The 20928-nt window shown below is 24.6% G+C and carries 21 protein-coding genes, 9 tRNA genes, 1 other RNA gene and 1 pseudogene; 25 read left to right on the forward strand and 7 right to left on the reverse strand.

Features of this window, described 5'->3' with window-relative positions; all coding sequences use genetic code 4:
• Positions 1 to 68: 68 nt before the first annotated feature.
• The 3 genes and pseudogenes from SPIRDC1_RS07535 to SPIRDC1_RS10545 form a co-directional block, all read left to right on the forward strand.
• Complete coding sequence (locus tag SPIRDC1_RS07535) at positions 69 to 326, forward strand: hypothetical protein (protein ID WP_174481255.1); 258 nt, start codon at positions 69 to 71, stop codon at positions 324 to 326.
• A gap of 3 nt (positions 327 to 329) precedes the next feature.
• Positions 330 to 1160 carry a hypothetical protein gene (locus SPIRDC1_RS07540; RefSeq protein ID WP_174480784.1) on the forward strand — a complete coding sequence of 277 codons (831 nt, stop codon included), beginning with the start codon at positions 330 to 332 and terminating at the stop codon, positions 1158 to 1160.
• A gap of 557 nt (positions 1161 to 1717) precedes the next feature.
• A pseudogene (locus tag SPIRDC1_RS10545) lies at positions 1718 to 2622 on the forward strand (IS256 family transposase); the annotation flags it as partial.
• An 89-nt stretch (positions 2623 to 2711) separates the two neighbouring features.
• Here SPIRDC1_RS10545 and udk read toward each other — a convergent pair.
• The 5 genes from udk to SPIRDC1_RS07570 all read right to left on the reverse strand — a co-directional run bounded on the left by udk (position 2712) and on the right by SPIRDC1_RS07570 (position 5974).
• A complete protein-coding gene (gene udk, locus SPIRDC1_RS07550) occupies positions 2712 to 3335 on the reverse strand; it encodes a uridine kinase (RefSeq protein WP_174481256.1) in 624 nt (207 codons plus the stop codon).
• Positions 3336 to 3351: 16 nt separating this feature from the next.
• Positions 3352 to 3777: a Holliday junction resolvase RuvX gene (gene ruvX, locus SPIRDC1_RS07555; protein WP_174481257.1), complete on the reverse strand. Its 426-nt coding sequence runs from the start codon at positions 3775 to 3777 to the stop codon at positions 3352 to 3354.
• Between the two features lie 76 nt (positions 3778 to 3853).
• A complete protein-coding gene (locus tag SPIRDC1_RS07560) occupies positions 3854 to 4036 on the reverse strand; it encodes a hypothetical protein (protein ID WP_174481258.1) in 183 nt (60 codons plus the stop codon).
• A 367-nt stretch (positions 4037 to 4403) separates the two neighbouring features.
• Entirely contained in the window at positions 4404 to 4880 is a 477-nt protein-coding gene (locus SPIRDC1_RS07565) for a hypothetical protein (RefSeq protein WP_174481259.1), read from the reverse strand.
• Between the two features lie 77 nt (positions 4881 to 4957).
• Positions 4958 to 5974, reverse strand: a complete 1017-nt coding sequence (locus SPIRDC1_RS07570) for a hypothetical protein (RefSeq protein ID WP_174481260.1) — start codon at positions 5972 to 5974, stop codon at positions 4958 to 4960.
• Between the two features lie 878 nt (positions 5975 to 6852).
• Here SPIRDC1_RS07570 and plsX point away from each other — a divergent pair.
• From plsX to SPIRDC1_RS07655, 17 genes are all read left to right on the forward strand, one after another.
• Positions 6853 to 7881: a phosphate acyltransferase PlsX gene (plsX, locus tag SPIRDC1_RS07575; RefSeq protein WP_174481261.1), complete on the forward strand. Its 1029-nt coding sequence runs from the start codon at positions 6853 to 6855 to the stop codon at positions 7879 to 7881.
• A gap of 28 nt (positions 7882 to 7909) precedes the next feature.
• The gene (gene rnc, locus SPIRDC1_RS07580) at positions 7910 to 8629 is read left to right on the forward strand and encodes a ribonuclease III (protein WP_174481262.1); all 720 of its coding nucleotides are present in this window, start codon (positions 7910 to 7912) and stop codon (positions 8627 to 8629) included.
• Positions 8630 to 8631: 2 nt separating this feature from the next.
• The gene (locus tag SPIRDC1_RS07585; protein WP_174481263.1) at positions 8632 to 9078 is read left to right on the forward strand and encodes a hypothetical protein; all 447 of its coding nucleotides are present in this window, start codon (positions 8632 to 8634) and stop codon (positions 9076 to 9078) included.
• Between the two features lie 43 nt (positions 9079 to 9121).
• Complete coding sequence (locus SPIRDC1_RS07590; RefSeq protein ID WP_174481264.1) at positions 9122 to 9565, forward strand: hypothetical protein; 444 nt, start codon at positions 9122 to 9124, stop codon at positions 9563 to 9565.
• A gap of 171 nt (positions 9566 to 9736) precedes the next feature.
• Positions 9737 to 10258: a BspA family leucine-rich repeat surface protein gene (locus tag SPIRDC1_RS09970; protein WP_199188874.1), complete on the forward strand. Its 522-nt coding sequence runs from the start codon at positions 9737 to 9739 to the stop codon at positions 10256 to 10258.
• A gap of 84 nt (positions 10259 to 10342) precedes the next feature.
• Positions 10343 to 11338, forward strand: coding sequence for an IS3 family transposase (locus SPIRDC1_RS07600; RefSeq protein WP_174479968.1), 996 nt, complete (start codon positions 10343 to 10345; stop codon positions 11336 to 11338).
• Between the two features lie 101 nt (positions 11339 to 11439).
• Positions 11440 to 11855, forward strand: a transfer-messenger RNA (tmRNA) gene (gene ssrA, locus SPIRDC1_RS07605).
• A 195-nt stretch (positions 11856 to 12050) separates the two neighbouring features.
• Positions 12051 to 12126 (forward strand) — tRNA-Cys (locus SPIRDC1_RS07610).
• 107 nt (positions 12127 to 12233) lie between these two features.
• Positions 12234 to 12310: transfer RNA gene (locus SPIRDC1_RS07615), tRNA-Arg, on the forward strand.
• Between the two features lies 1 nt (position 12311).
• A tRNA-Pro gene (locus SPIRDC1_RS07620) sits at positions 12312 to 12388 on the forward strand.
• A gap of 11 nt (positions 12389 to 12399) precedes the next feature.
• A tRNA-Ala gene (locus SPIRDC1_RS07625) sits at positions 12400 to 12475 on the forward strand.
• Positions 12476 to 12507: 32 nt separating this feature from the next.
• Positions 12508 to 12584, forward strand: a tRNA-Met gene (locus SPIRDC1_RS07630).
• Between the two features lie 7 nt (positions 12585 to 12591).
• Positions 12592 to 12668, forward strand: a tRNA-Ile gene (locus tag SPIRDC1_RS07635).
• A gap of 13 nt (positions 12669 to 12681) precedes the next feature.
• A tRNA-Ser gene (locus SPIRDC1_RS07640) sits at positions 12682 to 12771 on the forward strand.
• Between the two features lie 20 nt (positions 12772 to 12791).
• Positions 12792 to 12866: transfer RNA gene (locus tag SPIRDC1_RS07645), tRNA-Met, on the forward strand.
• Position 12867: 1 nt separating this feature from the next.
• Positions 12868 to 12943 (forward strand) — tRNA-Asp (locus SPIRDC1_RS07650).
• Between the two features lie 211 nt (positions 12944 to 13154).
• Positions 13155 to 13985, forward strand: a complete 831-nt coding sequence (locus SPIRDC1_RS07655; RefSeq protein ID WP_174481265.1) for a hypothetical protein — start codon at positions 13155 to 13157, stop codon at positions 13983 to 13985.
• A gap of 29 nt (positions 13986 to 14014) precedes the next feature.
• On the opposite strand, the gene SPIRDC1_RS07660 is transcribed toward SPIRDC1_RS07655, so the two are convergent.
• A complete protein-coding gene (locus SPIRDC1_RS07660) occupies positions 14015 to 15253 on the reverse strand; it encodes an IS256 family transposase (protein ID WP_174479940.1) in 1239 nt (412 codons plus the stop codon).
• Between the two features lie 262 nt (positions 15254 to 15515).
• On the opposite strand from SPIRDC1_RS07660, the gene SPIRDC1_RS07665 reads away from it, so the two are divergent.
• The 3 genes from SPIRDC1_RS07665 to SPIRDC1_RS07675 all read left to right on the forward strand — a co-directional run bounded on the left by SPIRDC1_RS07665 (position 15516) and on the right by SPIRDC1_RS07675 (position 18154).
• Positions 15516 to 15665 carry a hypothetical protein gene (locus tag SPIRDC1_RS07665; RefSeq protein ID WP_174481266.1) on the forward strand — a complete coding sequence of 50 codons (150 nt, stop codon included), beginning with the start codon at positions 15516 to 15518 and terminating at the stop codon, positions 15663 to 15665.
• A 229-nt stretch (positions 15666 to 15894) separates the two neighbouring features.
• Positions 15895 to 16506, forward strand: coding sequence for a hypothetical protein (locus tag SPIRDC1_RS07670; RefSeq protein WP_174481267.1), 612 nt, complete (start codon positions 15895 to 15897; stop codon positions 16504 to 16506).
• A gap of 22 nt (positions 16507 to 16528) precedes the next feature.
• Positions 16529 to 18154 carry a hypothetical protein gene (locus SPIRDC1_RS07675; RefSeq protein WP_174481268.1) on the forward strand — a complete coding sequence of 542 codons (1626 nt, stop codon included), beginning with the start codon at positions 16529 to 16531 and terminating at the stop codon, positions 18152 to 18154.
• Between the two features lie 78 nt (positions 18155 to 18232).
• Here the strand turns inward: SPIRDC1_RS07675 and SPIRDC1_RS07680 are convergent, their stop codons facing one another.
• Positions 18233 to 19228, reverse strand: a complete 996-nt coding sequence (locus SPIRDC1_RS07680; protein ID WP_174479968.1) for an IS3 family transposase — start codon at positions 19226 to 19228, stop codon at positions 18233 to 18235.
• 285 nt (positions 19229 to 19513) lie between these two features.
• Between SPIRDC1_RS07680 and SPIRDC1_RS07685 the strand changes: the two genes are divergently transcribed.
• Both SPIRDC1_RS07685 and SPIRDC1_RS07690 read left to right on the forward strand, forming a co-directional pair.
• Positions 19514 to 19963, forward strand: a complete 450-nt coding sequence (locus tag SPIRDC1_RS07685; protein WP_174481269.1) for a hypothetical protein — start codon at positions 19514 to 19516, stop codon at positions 19961 to 19963.
• Between the two features lie 323 nt (positions 19964 to 20286).
• A complete protein-coding gene (locus tag SPIRDC1_RS07690; protein WP_174481270.1) occupies positions 20287 to 20907 on the forward strand; it encodes a hypothetical protein in 621 nt (206 codons plus the stop codon).
• The last annotated feature ends 21 nt before the right edge of the window (positions 20908 to 20928 follow it).

Genomic DNA, 20928 nt, shown 5'->3' on the forward strand with positions numbered 1-20928 from the left:
ATAACATTATAATTCTATAGTCCACCGTTTATTACGGTGCTGATGAGTTCATAAAAGGATGTGAAATAATGAGAAATATTAAAACTGAATGATTTTATAATGAAAAAAGTCCAAAAGAAATAAAATGTCCAACAGTTGGATTATTAAAAAATAAAGAAGATGCTTTATGTTATTTATTAGCATTAAATTTATATCCAAAATTATATCCACAAGATATTTATTATTCATGAATATTAGAAAATAATCAAACTGGATATTTAATTATTGTCGGTAATAATAGAGATACTATTGGAAATATGAAATTTAAATTTATAAAAGGAGAATAGAAAATGCCAAATACAGAAAACTCACAATCAAATTATACTTTATTAAAATTAATAAGAACTGGAATAGCACCATTATCTGCCATGATTGGTACCAGTGCTTATTATGGTCAATTAATAGGAAATCCTATTTTAGGAAGTATTAATGCTTTATTATTTAGTAAAAAATTAGGAATTGATATTTGAAATTTAAATCAAATGCCAAGTTCAAAAACTAAATTAATTAATAGTAGTAAAAAAATATTATTAGGATTAGGAACAATTGGTTTAGTTAATTATAGTAAATTTACTAATGCAGATATTAATCCTAATCCAACAGAAAATCCAATAACAACTACTACTGTTGACCCATTTCCACCAGATTTATTATTTAGTAATCATGATACTATTGATAATCATTTAATGGATTGAGATACATATATATCTTTAAATTCATATGGTATTGCCAATTTGGTTGCTGGAATTACTGAGTTAATACCTAATAAATTTGAAGCAATAAGAAAGATATGTAATATGGCTACTGGTGGTTGTTTGATTAGTAGTGGTGTAGCAATGGGTATAAATAATGATTTTATGAATGCTTATGCAGTACCTACCATAATTGCTGGTGCAAGTGAAATTATTCATAATTTATTACCTATGGAAACAACTAATCATATTGAAGAAATGCAAGAAACACCATTTAATAATGAAACTACAAGATTAATTAATGATAATAGATTCACAATTAATAGTGAAACATCAAGTCAATATTATGGTAGTGATAATATGACCGAAGTACCATTAAATTATGATAATGCTTCATTAAATTGAGATTATAATCACATGAGTTTATAAATAAGTAAAAATGCCTATTAAAGGCATTTTTTAATATTAATAAATACTTTTTACTTCTGTTTGTTTATTAAGGTGGTTAGCCCTAAATACTGGACCACTTTTGGATAGACAGTTTTAAATTTTTATTTGTGAAATTGGTGGTTTTAGAAATTTAGAATGTATTCTTTCGTAATTATAAAACATACTATATTGGTTTACATCATTTATAGCTTCATTGAGAGAAAAATATTGATTTGAACTTTTAGGTAGTCATTCTTGAGATAAATGAGAAAATCAGTTTTCAGATATTACATTGCCACCAATATCATAAGGTTGTTTTTTGCTTAAAATTATTTGCTTATCAGCAGCTCAATTTGTGATGTCTTGACAATAAAATTCGTTGGCGTTATCTGAGTGTAAAATAACGTTTTTTACTTGGTTTCAAGAGAATTGTTGATTTATTTTTTCAAGTGCAGGAAGGATTAAATCTTGATAGGATTTGTTTGAACATGTATTATAGCTTACAATATTATTTGAATAAAAATCAATAATTACAAAAAGATATAATCAACCTTCTNGTTTTGATCAACAAGTTCTTTCACTATATGCAAAAGGTATGACTTTATCAGATATTAGAATGCAGTTGCAAGAGTTATATGATGGCGCAGATATTAGCGAAAGCGTAATTAGTCAAATTACTGATGATGTCATTGATGATGTCAAAGCATGGCAAAATCGTCCATTAGATAGTGTTTATCCAATCATTTATTTTGATTGTATCGTAGTTAAAGTACGTCAGGATAAACGTATTATTAACAAATCAGTTTATATAGCTTTAGGAGTTGATTTAGAAGGTAAAAAAGATGTTTTAGGTTTATGAATTAGTGAAAATGAAGGTGCTAAATTCTGATTAAATAATTTTACAGAAATGAAAAATCGAGGCTTAAATGATATTCTTATTGCTTGTAGTGATAATTTAACAGGCATGTCAGAGGCAATACAATCAGTTTATCCTAAAACTGAACATCAATTATGCATAGTTCATCAAATTAGAAATAGCTTAAAATATGTTTCATACAAACATCGAAAGTCTCTAGTTATCGATTTAAAGCCAATTTATACAGCATGTAGTGAAGAACAAGCAATGCAAGCTTTAGAATCATTTGAAAGTAAATGAAATAAACAATATCCACAAATTGCTAAATCTTGATATAAAAATTGAGAAAATTTAATGGTTTTTATTAGTTATCCAGCAGAAATTAAAAGGGTAATTTATACTACAAATGCTATTGAATCTGTTAATAGCCAATTACGAAAAGTTATTAGAAATAAAAAAGTTTTTCCTAATGATATGGCAGTTTTTAAAATTTTTTACTTAGCAATTGAAAATATCACAAAAAAATGAACATTGCCTATTCAAAATTGAAATACAGCAATTGCTCATTTTATGATAAAATTTGAAGACAGAATTAATCTGAACTAGTACTTTGTAAAACAAAGAAACACAGATTACTAAAAAGCCTCCTTAAAGATGCATTTTATTGTTATTTTAAAAATTAAAGCTTAAAGCAATTATTTAATAATTGCTTTAATTTTAGTAGCAATAATATCAATAGCTACAGTATTATGAAAATCAAAAGGAATAATAATGTCAGCATAACGTTTAGTTGGTTCAACAAAAGCATCATGCATAGGTTTAACAGTTAATGCATATTGTTGTAAAACACTGTCAAGAGTACGATTTCTAAAACTAACATCTCGTTTAATTCTTCTTAGTAGTCTAGTATCACTATCAGTATCAACAAAAATTTTAATAGTAGATAATTCACGAATAATAGGATTTTCTAAAGCAAAAATACCATCCAGAATGATAACATCACCCGGACCAATAATCTCAGTATTTTTACTGCGACTATTGATTTTAAAATCATAAATAGGCTCTTCAATGGCATTACCAAGTAATAATTGTTCTAAATCATGAATTAATAATTTCATATCAATAGCATTAGGATGATCAAAATTAGTTTTTTTTCTTTCTTCAACTTTTAAGTTACTAAGGTCATGATAATAATTATCCATTTGTACAAAAATGACATTTTTTTTATTACAAGCTTCAGCAATTTTTTCTGCTACTGTTGTTTTTCCTGAAGCACTGCCGCCAGCGATAGCGATTAAATTAATTTTTTTATATTTCACATTTATCTCCTAAAATTTAAGATTGAGTTATTTTATCAAAGTATGATTGTAAAATAATAGCAGCAGCCAATTGATCTTTAACTTGTTTTCTTTTATTTGAAGAAACATTAGATTTAATTAATATTTGCTGCGAAGAATAGGTAGTTCTTCTTTCATCTTGTAAAACAATATTTAGTTTATCATTATTTTGTGTTAATTTAAATTTATCAATAAAATTTAAAACAATTTTTGCGCTGGGGCCGACTGTGCTATCCATGTTTAAAGGGTAACCAAAAACAAGAATATCAGCATCATATTCTTTAATAGCATTTTGGAGTTGGATAATAGCATTATTAAAATCATGCTCTGGGAAACGAATAGTTTTTCAAGAAAAAGCAATTTTTCCTTCACCACGAGCAAGCCCTAATGTTTTACTACCTAAATCAATGCCTAAATATTTCATAAATTTATTATACTTAATATTTTTTTTAATTTTAATAATATATTAATTTTATAAAAAAATATTTTTTATATTGTAACTATAATAAAAATGTATTATGTTTATAAATTTTTATCTTTTTTATATTGTTTTTTTCTTCTGAAATTCTTTTTCTTTCTTTTTCAGCTTCTCCAATTCTTTTTTTTAATCTTTCTTCTTCAAATTGTTTTTTATTTTCTGCATCTTGTTTTCTTAACTTTTCAATTTCCTTATCTTTATCCATAATAAAAAGTTCCTCTTTTCTAATGTTAAACTTTGGATTATTTTTTTCTTTTTTTTAAAATATCCATAAATTAGTATAAATATTTTTTAAAAAAAATATATTTTTAAGTTATATTATTAATTAAGCAAATAAAATCATTTTTTTGTTTAATAATGGAAATTGATCTGAATCATAATCAGTGCTATTTATTAACTTTGGATCAATTTTTTTTGTATTTGAATATATTACTTTATAAGTCTTATTTACTTCATTTATGCTGTCTTGTATTTTTATTACTTCTGATTTATTAAAAATTGGAATATTACTATTGTTTTCTAGTTCTATTAATTTTTCTTCTAGTAAACTTATGTTTGGTTTATGAAAATATCTAATTTTTTTTTATTAAAGTTTCAAAATTAAAGATTTTATAAAAATTTGAAATAGAAAAAGAAATCATTTGAGAACCTGTTGCTAAGAAAAAAAATAATCATGTTTCTCATTTTTTTAATTTTAGTTCAAGTAGGTCATGAGATTTTGTAACTTCATATTTAGTAAGTAGTGTTGTTGTTTTAGTAATATTAGTAAAAACAGCATTGAAAAAAAATAAAAAAATTGCCATTGAAAATTTTCCATAATTTGATTGTTTTGTAATTCAGTTTGAAATTATTTGAGGACAAATATTAGTTTTAATTTTTAATGTTTCTAATCCTCATTTAAATATGGAATTAACTGGTCGTATAGAAAAATAAGTGATTGAATTTGCTAATATAATATTTGGTTTAGTAAAATATTTAATTCAATCACTTATTTTAAAGTTTTCTTGTATAGCATTTGCTATTGCACCTGTCATTATAGAATGTGCCATTAGTCATGTTACTGATTCTAAAAATAAATCAAATAATGAATAATTTATTCTTTCTTTTCATTCTAAAGCATCTTTAATTAATTTTTTAATTTATTTAAATTATCAATCACTTTGTTTGCCGAAGATGTTAGTTCTTTTATTATAGTATTATCAATAGGCTTCTTTAAACAATTAAAGTCACTAATTTTTTCAAGTTCTTTTTTAAAATTTGGATGATATTCAAAATCTGTCGGTTTTGGAAGATTATTAAGTTTTTTTATTAAATTATTAATATGTTTTATTCGTGTCATATTATTTTTTAATTTTACTTCATTTTCTTCATATAAAAGGGTTAAAAATTCATGCTTATATTTTTTAAATGGTTCAATAGGAATTTTTTTAATTTTAAAATCATTTATTGGATTACTTTTTTGACTTTGGATTATATTTAAAATTGTATTTCTTGATCAATCAGCAATTGCTGAGGTAAAAAATGTCGTTAAAATAGTATCAATGAATGTTGTGAAATAGTTTTGTTTATTTTGAAATATTCCATAAAGATAATCTTCTGATGTATATTCTTGCTCATCAAAAATATATGTAGAAATTATTCTTTGTGCATTTTTTCCAGTAAATGCAATATAAACTAGTAGTGATCCTAACAATAAATTAGGTAATGTTTCTTTAATTTTGGCACTTATTGAAATATTGCTAGACGAAGTAGGATTATCAATAAGTTTTTGCATATATGTTAAATACTGATATAACTTTAATAAATTATCATAATTAATATTAATACTTAATTCTTGATTAAATGAGGTAATATTTTTTATAAACATATCTATATTATTAATAGAATTTATAGTAGCGTTTTCTAAATAATAATATTTTAGACTTGATTTTTCGCCTCCTTTAACTTTGATAGGAGAGGAATCTAAAAGTTTATTATTCTTTAGGTCATCTGATAATTTGTCAATGTTTTCATATTTTTTAACGTGTTTATATAATTTATTATTTTTAATTAAAAATATTTCAAAAATAATTTGACTATTTGGAAAGGCAGTTCTTTTCGTTCAACATTTAAAATCATTTTTGTTTTTGTCATAAATTGTCATATAGGATTCATAAATAAGTGAATCAAGTTCATTACATTTATTTCTAATTTCAGTTTTATATTCTCATTCTCCTTTATTATTTTTTCATTTTTTTGTTTTTCCACCAAAGCGATTGTTATTTTTTGTTAATTTTATTTTTTTTTTAAATTTCTCATTTTTACTCCTTTTTAATTATAAAAGTTTTATTTAATATATTAATTTGTTATTAATAACAGTAGTTATATATTTTAAAAAGGATCATATTTCAAGATCCTCAAAAGCAGTAGTATTAATTTTTTGAATTAGTTTTACTATAACAATTTATAAGTATTTTAAAATCATATCCAAAAAATTACTATTTATAAGTAAAGTTTTTAGTTGTGTTATTAATTTTTTCCCAATACCTTCTTAGATATATAATAAGAAGTAACTAAATTCTAAAGTTTTTAAAATAAAATACAATAAAAATTATTTTTAATTAACTTTATTTTTATTTTTATGAATAATAATCAATTTAATATTTTTTTAATTCTTTGATTATTTTTGATTTTAGTAAAATTATGATAAGATATTTTTATATTTATATTAGTTTTTTGCTTTTAAAGTTTTTTTTATTAATAAAATAAATAAAAGGGTTTTGGTCTTTAAAAAAAAACTGGTGTAAATAAAAACAATTATTTAGAAAATCAATATCAAAATAATTAGAGATAAATTGTTTTTTAACTTTTTACTAGCAAATAATGAAATATTCATATTTAAAAATAAATAAATAAATGCAGTATTAGTTGGATTGTTAATCTTAAGGAATTAAAAAAATTAACGTATAATTAAACTATCAATAATTATAATATAATATTATTTAAGGTTTCTTAAATTATTTTTTGTTTTTAGGAGGAACTATGAAAATTGCTTTTGATGTAATGGGTTCAGACCATGGTAGTTTGCCCGCTATTGCTGCAGCGTTAGAAGTTATTAAAGAATTCAAAAACGTTGAAATTTGTTTAGTTGGTGATGAAAAACAAATTAATGGAAACTTGCAGATTTTATTAAAAAATAAGCCATTATCATCAAGAATAACAATACTAGCAACAACCCAAGTAATAACTATGAATGATGGTCCACTCGCTGGTATTAGAATGACTGATTCTTCTATGAATCAAGCCATTCAGTTAGTTAAAAATAAAAAAGCAGATGGGATTCTAACTTCGGGTTCAACTGCTGCCTATCTTGGTGCTTGTCATTTTTTATTAGGCGAAATCAAAGGCATTAAACGTCCGGCATTCATGCCAATTATGCCTACTTTAATAAAAGATCGACAAGTAGTATTATTGGATGTTGGAGCAAATATTGAAAACACTGTTGATGAATTAATTAATTTTGCATTAATGGGTCATATTTATTGTCAAACTATTCAAAATATTTCACGTCCTAAAATTGGTTTACTAAATATTGGTATTGAAGAAAGCAAAGGTCCAGAAGTAACTAAAGCAACATATGCTAAACTAAAACAATTAACACAAAAAAATGAAAAGTTAAGTTTTTTAAATTTTCACGGTAATATTGAACCACGAAATGTTTTAAGTGGTGATGTTGATATTATTATTTGTGATGGTTATTCAGGTAATATTGTTTTAAAATCAGTTGAAGGCATGGCATCATTATTATTTACATTAATTAAAAATGGTTATAAAAAAAATTTATGAACTAAATTTTTAGGTTTAATGTCAATTGGTATTTTTAAAAATATTAAAAAGACTTTTGATTATAAGAATACAGGTGGTGCTCAATTAATAGGTATTAATGGCATTGCTTTTAAAGCACATGGATCTAGTGATAAAAAATCTTATTATAGTACTTTAAAACTTTTAATTCGTGCTATTGAGCAAGATGTTACTAATAAGATAGCTAAACAAATTCAAGAATTATAATTTATAAATAAGTATTAAGGAGAAAAATATGATTAATATTGAACATATTTTAAAATCGAGTATTTTAGAAAAAATTAAATCTAATCGTAATTATCGTGAAGCGTTTACTCATCGTTCTTTTTCAAACGAACATAATTTAGATTATTCATATGAGCGATTAGAATTTTTGGGTGATTCGATTTTAGGGGAAAATATTTCAACTTACATTTGACACTTATTTCCAAATAAAGATGAGGGACAATTAACAAGTTTACGTAGTAAAGCAGTTAGACAAGAAACATTGGCAGCAGTGGCAATTGCTTTAGGATTACAAGATTATTTATTTTTGGGAAATGGTGAAAAAAATACAGGTGGGCAACAACGCGAAAGCATTTTATCAGATGTTTTTGAATCATTTCTTGCTGCAGTATATCTTGATTTAGGAAATAGTGCAGTGAAAAAAATCTTAGACTTAACCTTATTTGAATTAATTAAAACTAATCAGTTAGAAACAATTATTGATTATAAAACTAAATTACAAGAATTAGTACAGGCAGAAAAAAGAGATCCTATTAATTATAAAACTATGGAACAAATTAAAAAAGATAATATTACTTATTTTATTGTTCATGTGTATTTAGATAATAAAATACTAATGGGGAAAGGAGTAGGAACAAATAAAAAGAAAGCTGAGCAAGAAGCAGCAAAGTCAGCTTTAGCAAAACTGTCAAAATCTAATTTATTAATAAGTGATCATAAGAAGGGATAAACATGTTTAAATTATTACGTAATTATATTCGTGAACAAAAAAACAATTTATTACAAATGTTTGGTTTAGGTTTTTTAGTAATGATTATGATTATTGCCTTTTTATCATTAAATTTTTCTAATAATTATTTATTTGAACAATATGTTAACGATATTGCTCATAATGAATTTAACCAATATACATTTTTTTCACCAGTAGAATATGTTAATTTTGATGGAAAATATAATGAAAAAGATAAAGCTGGTTCTTATTTAAATAATATTAATTATTATCAAAAAGATAATACTATTGATAAAGAAAAGATGGCAAAAGCTACTTTTCAGTTAACAATACCAGATGCTACTAGACCTGATATATATCGTTTTACTTTTCATGGTGGGGACGCTAGTAGTAAAGAATATTTTGCTATTGGTGATAGTCTTTTTTGATCAAAGATAACATGTTTATAAAACTTTATTTACTACTTTGCCACAAGTAATTGGTGTTTTTTTATTGGGATGATGATTATATTATTTTTTCAGTGCTAATATTGCTTTATATTTTGGTTTTGGAATTTATATAGTAAGTATTATTATTAGTTTAGTAACTATTAATATTTACGCAGTTTTGATTTCACAAATTTTATCCAATATTGCTTTTGGCATTTGCAGTTTTGTTATATATAGTTTGGTTTTAGATTGAAATTATCGACAATTAATGCCTATCACAGGAATTTATGCATCATGTGTAGCTATTTTAACTTGTAGTGTTGATTTACTGGATAGTTTTATTAATTATAATTTAATTACTTTAAATAATGAATTAATGTTTTATATTGGTAATAATATTGCGTTATTAACTGTTATTAGTTTAATATTTATTACGTTATTTTCTTCAAATTATTGAGTGACAGAAAAGCATCATGTTTTAACAAATCACAATTGAAATAAAATTTAAACATATTAAATACTTTACTACATAAAATTATATAAAATATGGTCATGCCATTATAAAAAAATTAAGAATTTAAGAGAGGTTTTTTTATGTCTAAAAAAAGTAAAAAAAAAGAAAATTATTACTGCAATTGTTGGTGGTACTACTTTAGTTGGTGGAGCGACTGCTGGTATTTTGTATACTTCTGATTTAGAAGCAAAAAATGAGGAAGAAAATGAAAAACAAAAAAAATCACAATCTAATCCAAAAATTTTATTACCTAAACCATCAAATTCAAATAGACAATCAAATCGTTATAAATATACAATAATACAACAACAAGATACAATTTACATTGATAGTAATGGAGAAGAGCAAACAACTAGTAAAATAGACTTATCAGATATAAAAACTATTGAAATTGTTCAAATTGGATTTTATGAAAATAAAATTGGAGAAATTCAAGCTGTTAAAATGCCAAAAACAATTCAAAAAGTACCAGATCAGTTACCATCAGAAATAACGAGTACAAAACAGATGTTTCAAAGTGCTTCATCATTTGATCAAGATATTTCGAGTTGAGATGTTTCAAATGTTACAGATATGAGTGATATGTTTGCATATGCAACTTCATTTGATCAGAATATTTCAGTTTGAAGAGTAAAAAAAGTAAAAATTATGAGAGGGCTACAACGCTACTTGCTACTTGCTACTTAGCCCTTTTTACTAGACCATTAATTTAAAAAAAACTTGAATGTATTCGAAAAACAATTGTGTTATACAATTAACACTAATTTTGACATGAAAGGATTTTTAATAATGGATAAAATTAAACAAATAGCATTAGTAATTAACAAGTTAAATATCAAACAAAAAATTCAAATTATTGATGATAGCAAAAACCAATATTCAATTAGATATCTTTGCCAACATCTTCAACTAAACCGATCAACATATTATTTTGTAAAAAACAAACAAAACCCTATTAAAAAAGAAAAAAATCAAATTAGTAATTGTACACATAAATATCAAGAATTATGCCAACTTTTACTTGAATTTCATTTTACAAGAAAAGGACAAATTTATGGCTATTTACGAATTTTTTCAGCATTTAAAGAATGATTAAAACAATACAAACATATTATTTTAAATCTAGAATTATCAACAAAACAAATGCGAAAAATTATGAAAGATCACAATCTTCAAGGATTAAAACAAACTAAAAATAACTATCCTAAAAACAAAAAAAATCCAAATAAGTGAATACCTACAATGGATAAAGTAAACAAAGATTATAAAAGTACAACCTCTTCAAATCAAATTTGATCAATGGACACTAAACAAATAAATACTAAAGAAGGTTGATTATATCTTTTTGTAATTATTGATTTTTATTCAAATAATATTGTAAGCTATAATACATGTTCAAACAAATCCTATCAAGATTTAATCCTTCCTGCACTTGAAAAAATAAATCAACAATTCTCTTGAAACCAAGTAAAAAACGTTATTTTACACTCAGATAACGCCAACGAATTTTATTGTCAAGACATCACAAATTGAGCTGCTGATAAGCAAATAATTTTAAGCAAAAAACAACCTTATGATATTGGTGGCAATGTAATATCTGAAAACTGATTTTCTCATTTATCTCAAGAATGACTACCTAAAGGTTCAAATCAATATTTTTCTCTCAATGAAGCTATAAATGATGTAAACCAATATATTATGTTTTATAATTACGAAAGAATACATTCTAAATTTCTAAAACCACCAATTTCACAAATAAAAATTTAAAACTGTCTATCCAAAAGTGGTCCAGTATTTAGGGCTAACCACCTTAATTTTTAAGAAAACCAAAAATTGCTTTATATTAGAAAGTAATGTATAATATTAGCGGGGATGTTCTGGTTTCGACAGGAGTGAACAACTAATTGTGGCAGTGGTTTGGTAGACCATAATACTACGAGGTTTCATAACCGGAAAACAAACTAAAACCGTAGTGCCTAACTGATTCACAACAAAGTTAAACAACTTTGGATTTGGTTTAGGAAATCAAGCAGTTTTACCTGCTTAATTACTTAAGAAGTAAATACTACCGTTACTAATAGCAAGTTTATCATTATTAGTAACGTATCATAGGATAAACTAGAAAAAATGATGTTAATAAATTTTTTCGAATTTCCATTAACTAGCTATTCATAATTTCGTATAATTTATTATTAAATAGTGATTTTTCTAAATTATACTAAACTGTAGATACAGTTAGTCAGTTAACTTTTGGACGCGGGTTCGATCCCCGCCATCTCCACCATAAATTAAATGCACAATTGTGCTTTTTTATTATTTAATTTAATAATTAATTATAAATACCTTTATAAAATTTTAATTAGTAAAATAAATAATAAAAAAATATTTAAATATTTTATGAATAATATTGTAAAACAAGTTGCAAATAGTAACTAGTCTTGGTAATATTGAAAAGTCTTTAAATTTTTTAATTATATTTGGAGCCGTGGCCAAGTGGTTTAAGGCATAAGTCTGCAAAACTTTGATCGTCGGTTCGAATCCGATCGGCTCCTCCAAAATATTAATAATATTTGCAAATATACTTGTAAATATTACTTTTAATAAGTTATAATTGATTAGGTTTAATGATTTAATGAGTTACTATAAATTTTAGTAATTAAATGCGCCTGTAGATCAATTGGATAGATCGTTTGACTACGGATCAAAAGGTTGTGGGTTCAAGTCCTGCCAGGCGCACCATCGGGATGTGGCTCAGCTTGGTAGAGCGCTCGGTTTGGGACCGAGAGGTCGCAGGTTCGAATCCTGTCTTCCCGACCATTATTAAATAAGGGCCCTTAGCTCATTTGGTAGAGCGCCTGCCTTGCACGCAGGAGGTGGTCGGTTCGATCCCGATAGGGTCCACCATTATATATCGGTTAAATATTTAAACTAAAACTGGCGAGGTAGCTCAGTTGATTAGAGCGTTCGGTTCATACCCGAGAGGCCATGGGTTTGAGTCCCATCCCCGCTACCATAGTCTAGGACCCTTAGCTTAGTTGGTTAAAGCTCCCGGCTCATAACCGGGCGAGCATTGGTTCGAATCCGATAGGGTCCACCATACTTAAATACTCGGAGGCTTACCCAAGTCCGGTTGAAGGGAACAGTCTTGAAAACTGTCAGTGCGCAAGTGCTCGAGGGTTCGAATCCCTCAGCCTCCTCCATATTATTAAATTTTATACATCGCGGAGTGGGGAAGTGGTATCCCGTCGGGCTCATAATCCGAAGATCATTGGTTCAAATCCAGTCTCCGCAACCACGGTCTTGTGGTAAAGTGGTTAATACGCCTCCCTGTCACGGAGGAGATCGCGGGTTCGATCCCCGTCAAGACCGCCATTTAGAAAATAAAACATAAGCAGTATTAATTTAGAGAGTAAGTAAAAGGTCTTACTCTTTTTTATTGGTATAATGAATAATTATTTTATTCATTATGGAAGAAAGTTTTTAATTTTTAAAAAGGAGCAAAAATATGCTAAACAATTTATTAAACTTTAATAACTCATCTTCAAGTATCATAAGTAGCAATAATGTTGAGACATTGATACCAGTGAATAATGCATTAACATTAGAAAATGGTATCAATGAACCAATTTTAAAAAATATATTATCATTAAATTTTTTATATAATATTGAAATGAGTTCTAAAGAACAACTACAATTACTAACAGCAGAACAATTACAATTATTAATGCAAAAACATATTAAAATATTTAATAAAAAACAAATTCAAGCATTTACAGCCAAACAAATACCACATTTCACAAAAGAACAAATTCAAGCATTTACTTTACAACAAATTTCAGAATTTACACCAGAACAAATTCAAGCATTTACAGCCAAACAAATACCACATTTCACAAAAGAACAAATTCAAGCATTTACAGCCAAACAAATACCACATTTCACAAAAGAACAAATTCAAGCATTTACAGCCAAACAAATACCACATTTCACAAAAGAACAAATTCAAGCATTTACTTTACAACAAATTTCAGAATTTACACCAGAACAAATTCAAGCATTTACTCCTGACCAAATGTCATGATTTAATCAAGAACAAATTTTAAATTTTACAGAAAAACAAATTCATTTTTTTACATCAGAACAACGAAAAATTTTTGAGGAAAAAATAGATAAGTATTTTAATAGCACAACAGTTGCTTCAACAACAGAAAAACAAATTCGAGAATTTACAGAAAAACAAATTCAATCATTATCATTAGAACAAATTCTATTATTAACTCCAATACAAAAAGCAGAATTATCAGAAGAACAAATTTCATGATTTAATCAAGAACAATTGGCAACATTTAAATTAGAGTCAGAGCAAGTTGAAAACAATAAATTAGTTTCAATGTCTTTTTGAGAGGCTTTTTAGTAATCTGTGTTTCTTTGTTTTACAAAGTACTAGTTCAGATTAATTCTGTCTTCAAATTTTATCATAAAATGAGCAATTGCTGTATTTCAATTTTGAATAGGCAATGTTCATTTTTTTGTGATATTTTCAATTGCTAAGTAAAAAATTTTAAAAACTGCCATATCATTAGGAAAAACTTTTTTATTTCTAATAACTTTTCGTAATTGGCTATTAACAGATTCAATAGCATTTGTAGTATAAATTACCCTTTTAATTTCTGCTGGATAACTAATAAAAACCATTAAATTTTCTCAATTTTTATATCAAGATTTAGCAATTTGTGGATATTGTTTATTTCATTTACTTTCAAATGATTCTAAAGCTTGCATTGCTTGTTCTTCACTACATGCTGTATAAATTGGCTTTAAATCGATAACTAGAGACTTTCGATGTTTGTATGAAACATATTTTAAGCTATTTCTAATTTGATGAACTATGCATAATTGATGTTCAGTTTTAGGATAAACTGATTGTATTGCCTCTGACATGCCTGTTAAATTATCACTACAAGCAATAAGAATATCATTTAAGCCTCGATTTTTCATTTCTGTAAAATTATTTAATCAGAATTTAGCACCTTCATTTTCACTAATTCATAAACCTAAAACATCTTTTTTACCTTCTAAATCAACTCCTAAAGCTATATAAACTGATTTGTTAATAATACGTTTATCCTGACGTACTTTAACTACGATACAATCAAAATAAATGATTGGATAAACACTATCTAATGGACGATTTTGCCATGCTTTGACATCATCAATGACATCATCAGTAATTTGACTAATTACGCTTTCGCTAATATCTGCGCCATCATATAACTCTTGCAACTGCATTCTAATATCTGATAAAGTCATACCTTTTGCATATAGTGAAAGAACTTGTTGATCAAAACCATCAAATCTTCTCTGTCTTTTTGTGATTATTACTGGTTCAAAATTACTATTACGATCTCTTGGTACATCAATTTCAATTTTACCTTGTTGAGTTATTAATTTTTTTGATGTTGTACCATTACGAACATTGTCATTATTACTGCGTTGATTTCTTTCGTGTCCTAAATAATTTTGCATCTCAGAATTCAACATTTTTTCTACCAATCGTTTAGTTAATTCTTTATATAATCCTCCCTCTTTAAAAACTGTTGTTAAATCCTCAGTATTTTCTAATAATAAATCTACTGCTTTTGATATTGGATCATTGTTATTAAGATTATCTTTTTTAGCCATCTGTAACTCACTCTTTCTAGATATATAAATTATATTTACTAGAATTAATTAAACATAGTTATTTTTGTAAGTCACACAGATTACTAAACATTCCCCTTTTTGAATTTTACCTATTTTTTCTCTTTGTTTAGTTGGAGGTTTAATAGGTTTTATTTTTAAAAAAATTAGAACTAATTTTAAATCAAATAATAACTTAGAAAGAAATAATGCAAATAAATCACAAGAATTAATAAATATAAATAATGAAGAAGAAATATTAATTATGGATAATATTGAATTACAATCTGTATGTGATGAAAATATAGAAAGTCTAAATAATGAAGTTGATAAGTGAAAACAAATAAACTCAATAGATTTATCAGATTATCAATCAAAATTAGCAAGTGCAAGTATTTCTGGATACTCCATATAATCAAAAAATATTTAAACAATACTATATTATTAAAATAAACAATAATTATTGAAAATTATTGTTTATTTTTCATATTACTTGTAGTTAAAAATAGATATTATTAATTATGTTTGTATTTATTTTAAAATAATAATTTAATTATTTTATAGATTTAAAATTTGGATATAAGTTAACTATATAGTTTTTAAATAAAATGCATTATAATTATTTTATAGGATGGGTGAAAGATATGGATAAATCATTAGATAAACAATTTTTAACTACAAGTAATCTTATTGGTCAAAAAGAGTTAAAGAAATTAAAGGAAACTCCTTTACCTTCATTATTAGATTTAAATTTAACAAGAGTTTATTTTACTAGTCTTGGTGACGGTTTTTCGCGAATATTTATTTTAACTATTCAAATTTTTTGAATTGGCTTGATTTTTTTTAATGGCATTGGTTTTGGTCAATTGGTTGCTAATCTTCCTGGTATACCATCAGCACCAGTTTTTCAAAGTGCAATATTAAAAGTAGTAGCAATGTTAGTTACTGTTTTATTTGCTTTTATAATTTTAATTATGATTTTACCCGTTTTTTTATCTAAAACTATTAGAGGTATTGGTTTAAGTTGTTTATTTTTTTTAATATTTGGGTCTATTGTTAACTTAATAATTATTGGTATTAGTTTTTTTATGTTTTCTTATAGTGACAGTCCTTATCGAATGACAGTATTGATTTTCGCGGTTATAGCACTTTTATTATGATGAATTGCTATTTTGCATTGATGATTAAATACTATTGAAAATAAAAAATATTTAATTAAAAGTATTATTAAAATGTATGAATTAAGTTTTAGATAATGGAAATTTAGGTGAATAATATATGGCTAAAAAGAAAGATAATAATGATTGAAGAAAACTAAATAATATTACTAAATACGTTACTGGTAAAGTAGAACCAGTAAAAGTAAAAAAAACTTTTCTGACAATAACTATTTCTTTAATTGTGATAATTGGTTTAGCAATTAGCACTTTTTTTATTGCTCTTGCTATGCAGAATGCTTTTAATATTGGTGATTTTAAACAAAATATTCCAGAAGAATCAATTATTGTTGATATGAATGATGTTCCAATTGATAGTAGTAATAAAAATTTACGTTTGCCATTTTTTGAAGAAGAATCAAAAAAACAAGTTTTTGATTTATTAATAAAAGAATCTTGATGAGATAGTTTTTTTCCAACTAATATTACTAATTATGATTTCATTTTTTATAAACCCAATAGTAATGATGAATTAGATAAGAGTTTAATTCAAACTGATGGCGTTACTAAATTTGATTTAAAATTAAAGTTACAATCTTCATTTATTGAATTTAAAATACCAGTAATTGCATTAATTAAAAATACTGCTAAATTTTATGAAAAATTTATGATGTTTAATCAATTTGAAGGAAAATTTAGTAAACATATTTCGGGAAAATTTCCAAATGGTAGTGATTATTTGCAAGAACAATGAACACATGGTTATTTACCAACTAATTTTTATTATGCGGATAAAATTGATAATACTGTTATTTATAAAACAATCGAAGATGAAATTAATAAATTTATTAATGATTATAAAGAAGAATTTGCTAGTGATACTCATCTTTATCCAATAATATCAACAATTCCTTTAGCGGATATTCATTTTAATGATGTAGCTACTATTAAACCATATTTTGAATTAGTTCATCATCCCGAATTAAATTATGTTGGTAATGCCGTGAATAGTTCCAAAGAATATGTTAATCTTTATTCATATTCTTCAAATTTTCCATTAAAACCTTTTTATATAACATATGTTTCTAATCCAAATGTTGTTTATGATTTCATTGAGTTAAAACCAACAAGTATTGAAGAGGTTATTGATTATCTTAAAGTTAATCATATTGAATTTGTTCCTTTTAGTATGGTACAAGAAGCAGTAGATAGTGATGAATCATCAATAAAATATAGTCCTCCACATGTATTATTGACTAGTGATAGTAGTGGTAATCATTTTAAATATAAGGAATTAAGTTATTATTTTGGCTTTTCAAATTCAATAAATAATAGTATTGAAAATATTAATGTTAATGATTATATTAATATTGGTGATTTAGAAACTTTTTTAGAAAATAAATATTGACAAGAAATGTATCAATTTGCAAAAAATAATTCTACTTTTTTCTTATTAGATTATCCTGATTCGACGGTTGATCCAAATATTAATTGAAATCTTGTTATTAAATCACTTGCTACTTTTAAAGGATATTTTGTTAAAGCTTTAAAGGTGCAAATTGATGAGTTAAGTGCTTTTACTTTTTTAGATATTGATGGTAATAATTTATCATTAAAGGCAACTGATATTATTAAGACTGATGATATTAAAAAAATTAGATTTCATATTGGAAAAGATTTGATAAGCAGTGATTATGTTCCCAAGCCCCATAGTTTTAATTTTACTTTAAAAGTAAAATGAATTTAAATATTTAAAAATAAGTGTTGATTTTATGAAAATGGGGTGGTTAGCCCTAAATACTGGACCACTTTTGGATAGACAGTTTTAAATTTTTATTTGTGAAATTGGTGGTTTTAGAAATTTAGAATGTATTCTTTCGTAATTATAAAACATAATATATTGGTTTACATCATTTATAGCTTCATTGAGAGAAAAATATTGATTTGAACCTTTAGGTAGTCATTCTTGAGATAAATGAGAAAATCAGTTTTCAGATATTACATTGCCACCAATATCATAAGGTTGTTTTTTGCTTAAAATTATTTGCTTATCAGCAGCTCAATTTGTGATGTCTTGACAATAAAATTCGTTGGCGTTATCTGAGTGTAAAATAACGTTTTTTACTTGGTTTCAAGAGAATTGTTGATTTATTTTTTCAAGTGCAGGAAGGATTAAATCTTGATAGGATTTGTTTGAACATGTATTATAGCTTACAATATTATTTGAATAAAAATCAATAATTACAAAAAGATATAATCAACCTTCTTTAGTATTTATTTGTTTAGTGTCCATTGATCAAATTTGATTTGAAGAGGTTGTACTTTTATAATCTTTGTTTACTTTATCCATTGTAGGTATTCACTTATTTGGATTTTTTTTGTTTTTAGGATAGTTATTTTTAGTTTGTTTTAATCCTTGAAGATTGTGATCTTTCATAATTTTTCGCATTTGTTTTGTTGATAATTCTAGATTTAAAATAATATGTTTGTATTGTTTTAATCATTCTTTAAATGCTGAAAAAATTCGTAAATAGCCATAAATTTGTCCTTTTCTTGTAAAATGAAATTCAAGTAAAAGTTGGCATAATTCTTGATATTTATGTGTACAATTACTAATTTGATTTTTTTCTTTTTTAATAGGGTTTTGTTTGTTTTTTACAAAATAATATGTTGATCGGTTTAGTTGAAGATGTTGGCAAAGATATCTAATTGAATATTGGTTTTTGCTATCATCAATAATTTGAATTTTTTGTTTGATATTTAACTTGTTAATTACTAATGCTATTTGTTTAATTTTATCCATTATTAAAAATCCTTTCATGTCAAAATTAGTGTTAATTGTATAACACAATTGTTTTTCGAATACATTCAAGTTTTTTTTAAATTAATGGTCTAGTAAAAAGGGCTAAGTAGCAAGTAGCACTATAATTTAATATTCATACTACTTATATAAAATAGTTTTAATTATATAGGTTATTAATTGTAAAATTAATATAAATTTGTTATTATTCTTGTGTATAAAAAATATAAATAATATAGTAGTTTTTAACCCATTGTTTGTTGAGATAAAAGCAAATGGGTTTTTATTTTGAAAGGAAAATTATAAATGATATTGCAAAAATATAAAAAATTAAAATTATTAACCTTATTTTTATTTATTTTAACTATTTTAATTATGGTAATTGGTTTAATGTTAATTGGTTTTTCTAATTTTAATAAAAGTTTTTTTGAACATCTTAAATTATATAAAGAAAAAAGACTTATTATAGAAATAACAAATGGATTTAGTTTATTAAATTATATGAGTGTAAATTATATTTTAAATCATTCTCCAGAAAATATATGTTCATCAGTAGTTCATAATTATGATCGTTATTATGATTGAGTTCAATTACAAATTGGAGTTATTTTTTGTATAATTTTAACTCCAATTTTTGGATTTTTTACTATTGCATTAACTTTTTTAATTATTGGTTTAAAAGTAAAAATAAAAAATAATAATTTTTGAGATGCAATCCAAAAATGTGAAATAATTAACAGTTATTATGTTCATTAGGTATTTTGTTTTTAAAATATATTAAGTATTATTTTTAGTGAATCAACAAAATATTTTATTTTATATAATGATTTATAATGATTTATAATTTCTTATTTATTTAAAAAATATTTTTAATAATTATTTAATTTTGGATGGTCAAAGTTAAATAATTATTTTTTTGTTTTTAATTTTGCCATATTATATTTTAAAAAAATAAATTTAAATTTGATAATTTTGTAAAATTGAACACTTATAATTTTGATTTATATCAGATACTATTATTAAGTTTTAATACCTAAAATAAGTTATAATATAAATAAAAAATAAGGGGTGTTAGATATATGGAAGAAAAAAAAGATGACTTAAAAAATACTCCATTGTCAAATGTTGATAATAGTATTATCAAACCAAATAATGATAATCCATCATTTAAAGATATTGAAGAACAACGTTTTACTACTTATAATCCGTTATTAAGTGATAGTATTAAATTTAAAAGAATGTATTGAAGTTCAAAAATGGAAAATATTGCTCGTATTTTGTTACTTACAGTTTCATGTTTTCATTTAATTTTTTCTTATTTTTTAGCTAACAATTTGGTTAATCAAATTTTGAGTAATAAAGTTAGTAACATGAACCTAACTTATATAATTTATATATTTTTAATTATAACTCTGGGATTTAATTTTATATTTTATTTACCAGTAGCGATTGGTCGCACTGCTAGTGCTATGTTTGGATGATCAATTGTTTATATTATTTTAGCAATTGCTTATTTTATAGTTTTAGAAGTATTTTGTACAATTTTGTTAGTGGTTAATGGATTAGTAAATGAAACTATTTCTGCAGAAGTTCCAATATTTATGATTATTGTTTTACTAATAACTGTTTTATGATTAATTGCTGCTTGTTTATTAATTGTTAAAAGTGATGATGTAAGGAGAGAATTAAGTGTCGAATAAATAATAAGTAAAGGAGAATAT

Origin of the sequence: Spiroplasma endosymbiont of Danaus chrysippus (genome assembly GCF_902809815.1) — a bacterium.
Classification (GTDB): domain Bacteria; phylum Bacillota_I; class Bacilli_A; order Mycoplasmatales; family VBWQ01; genus Spiroplasma_E.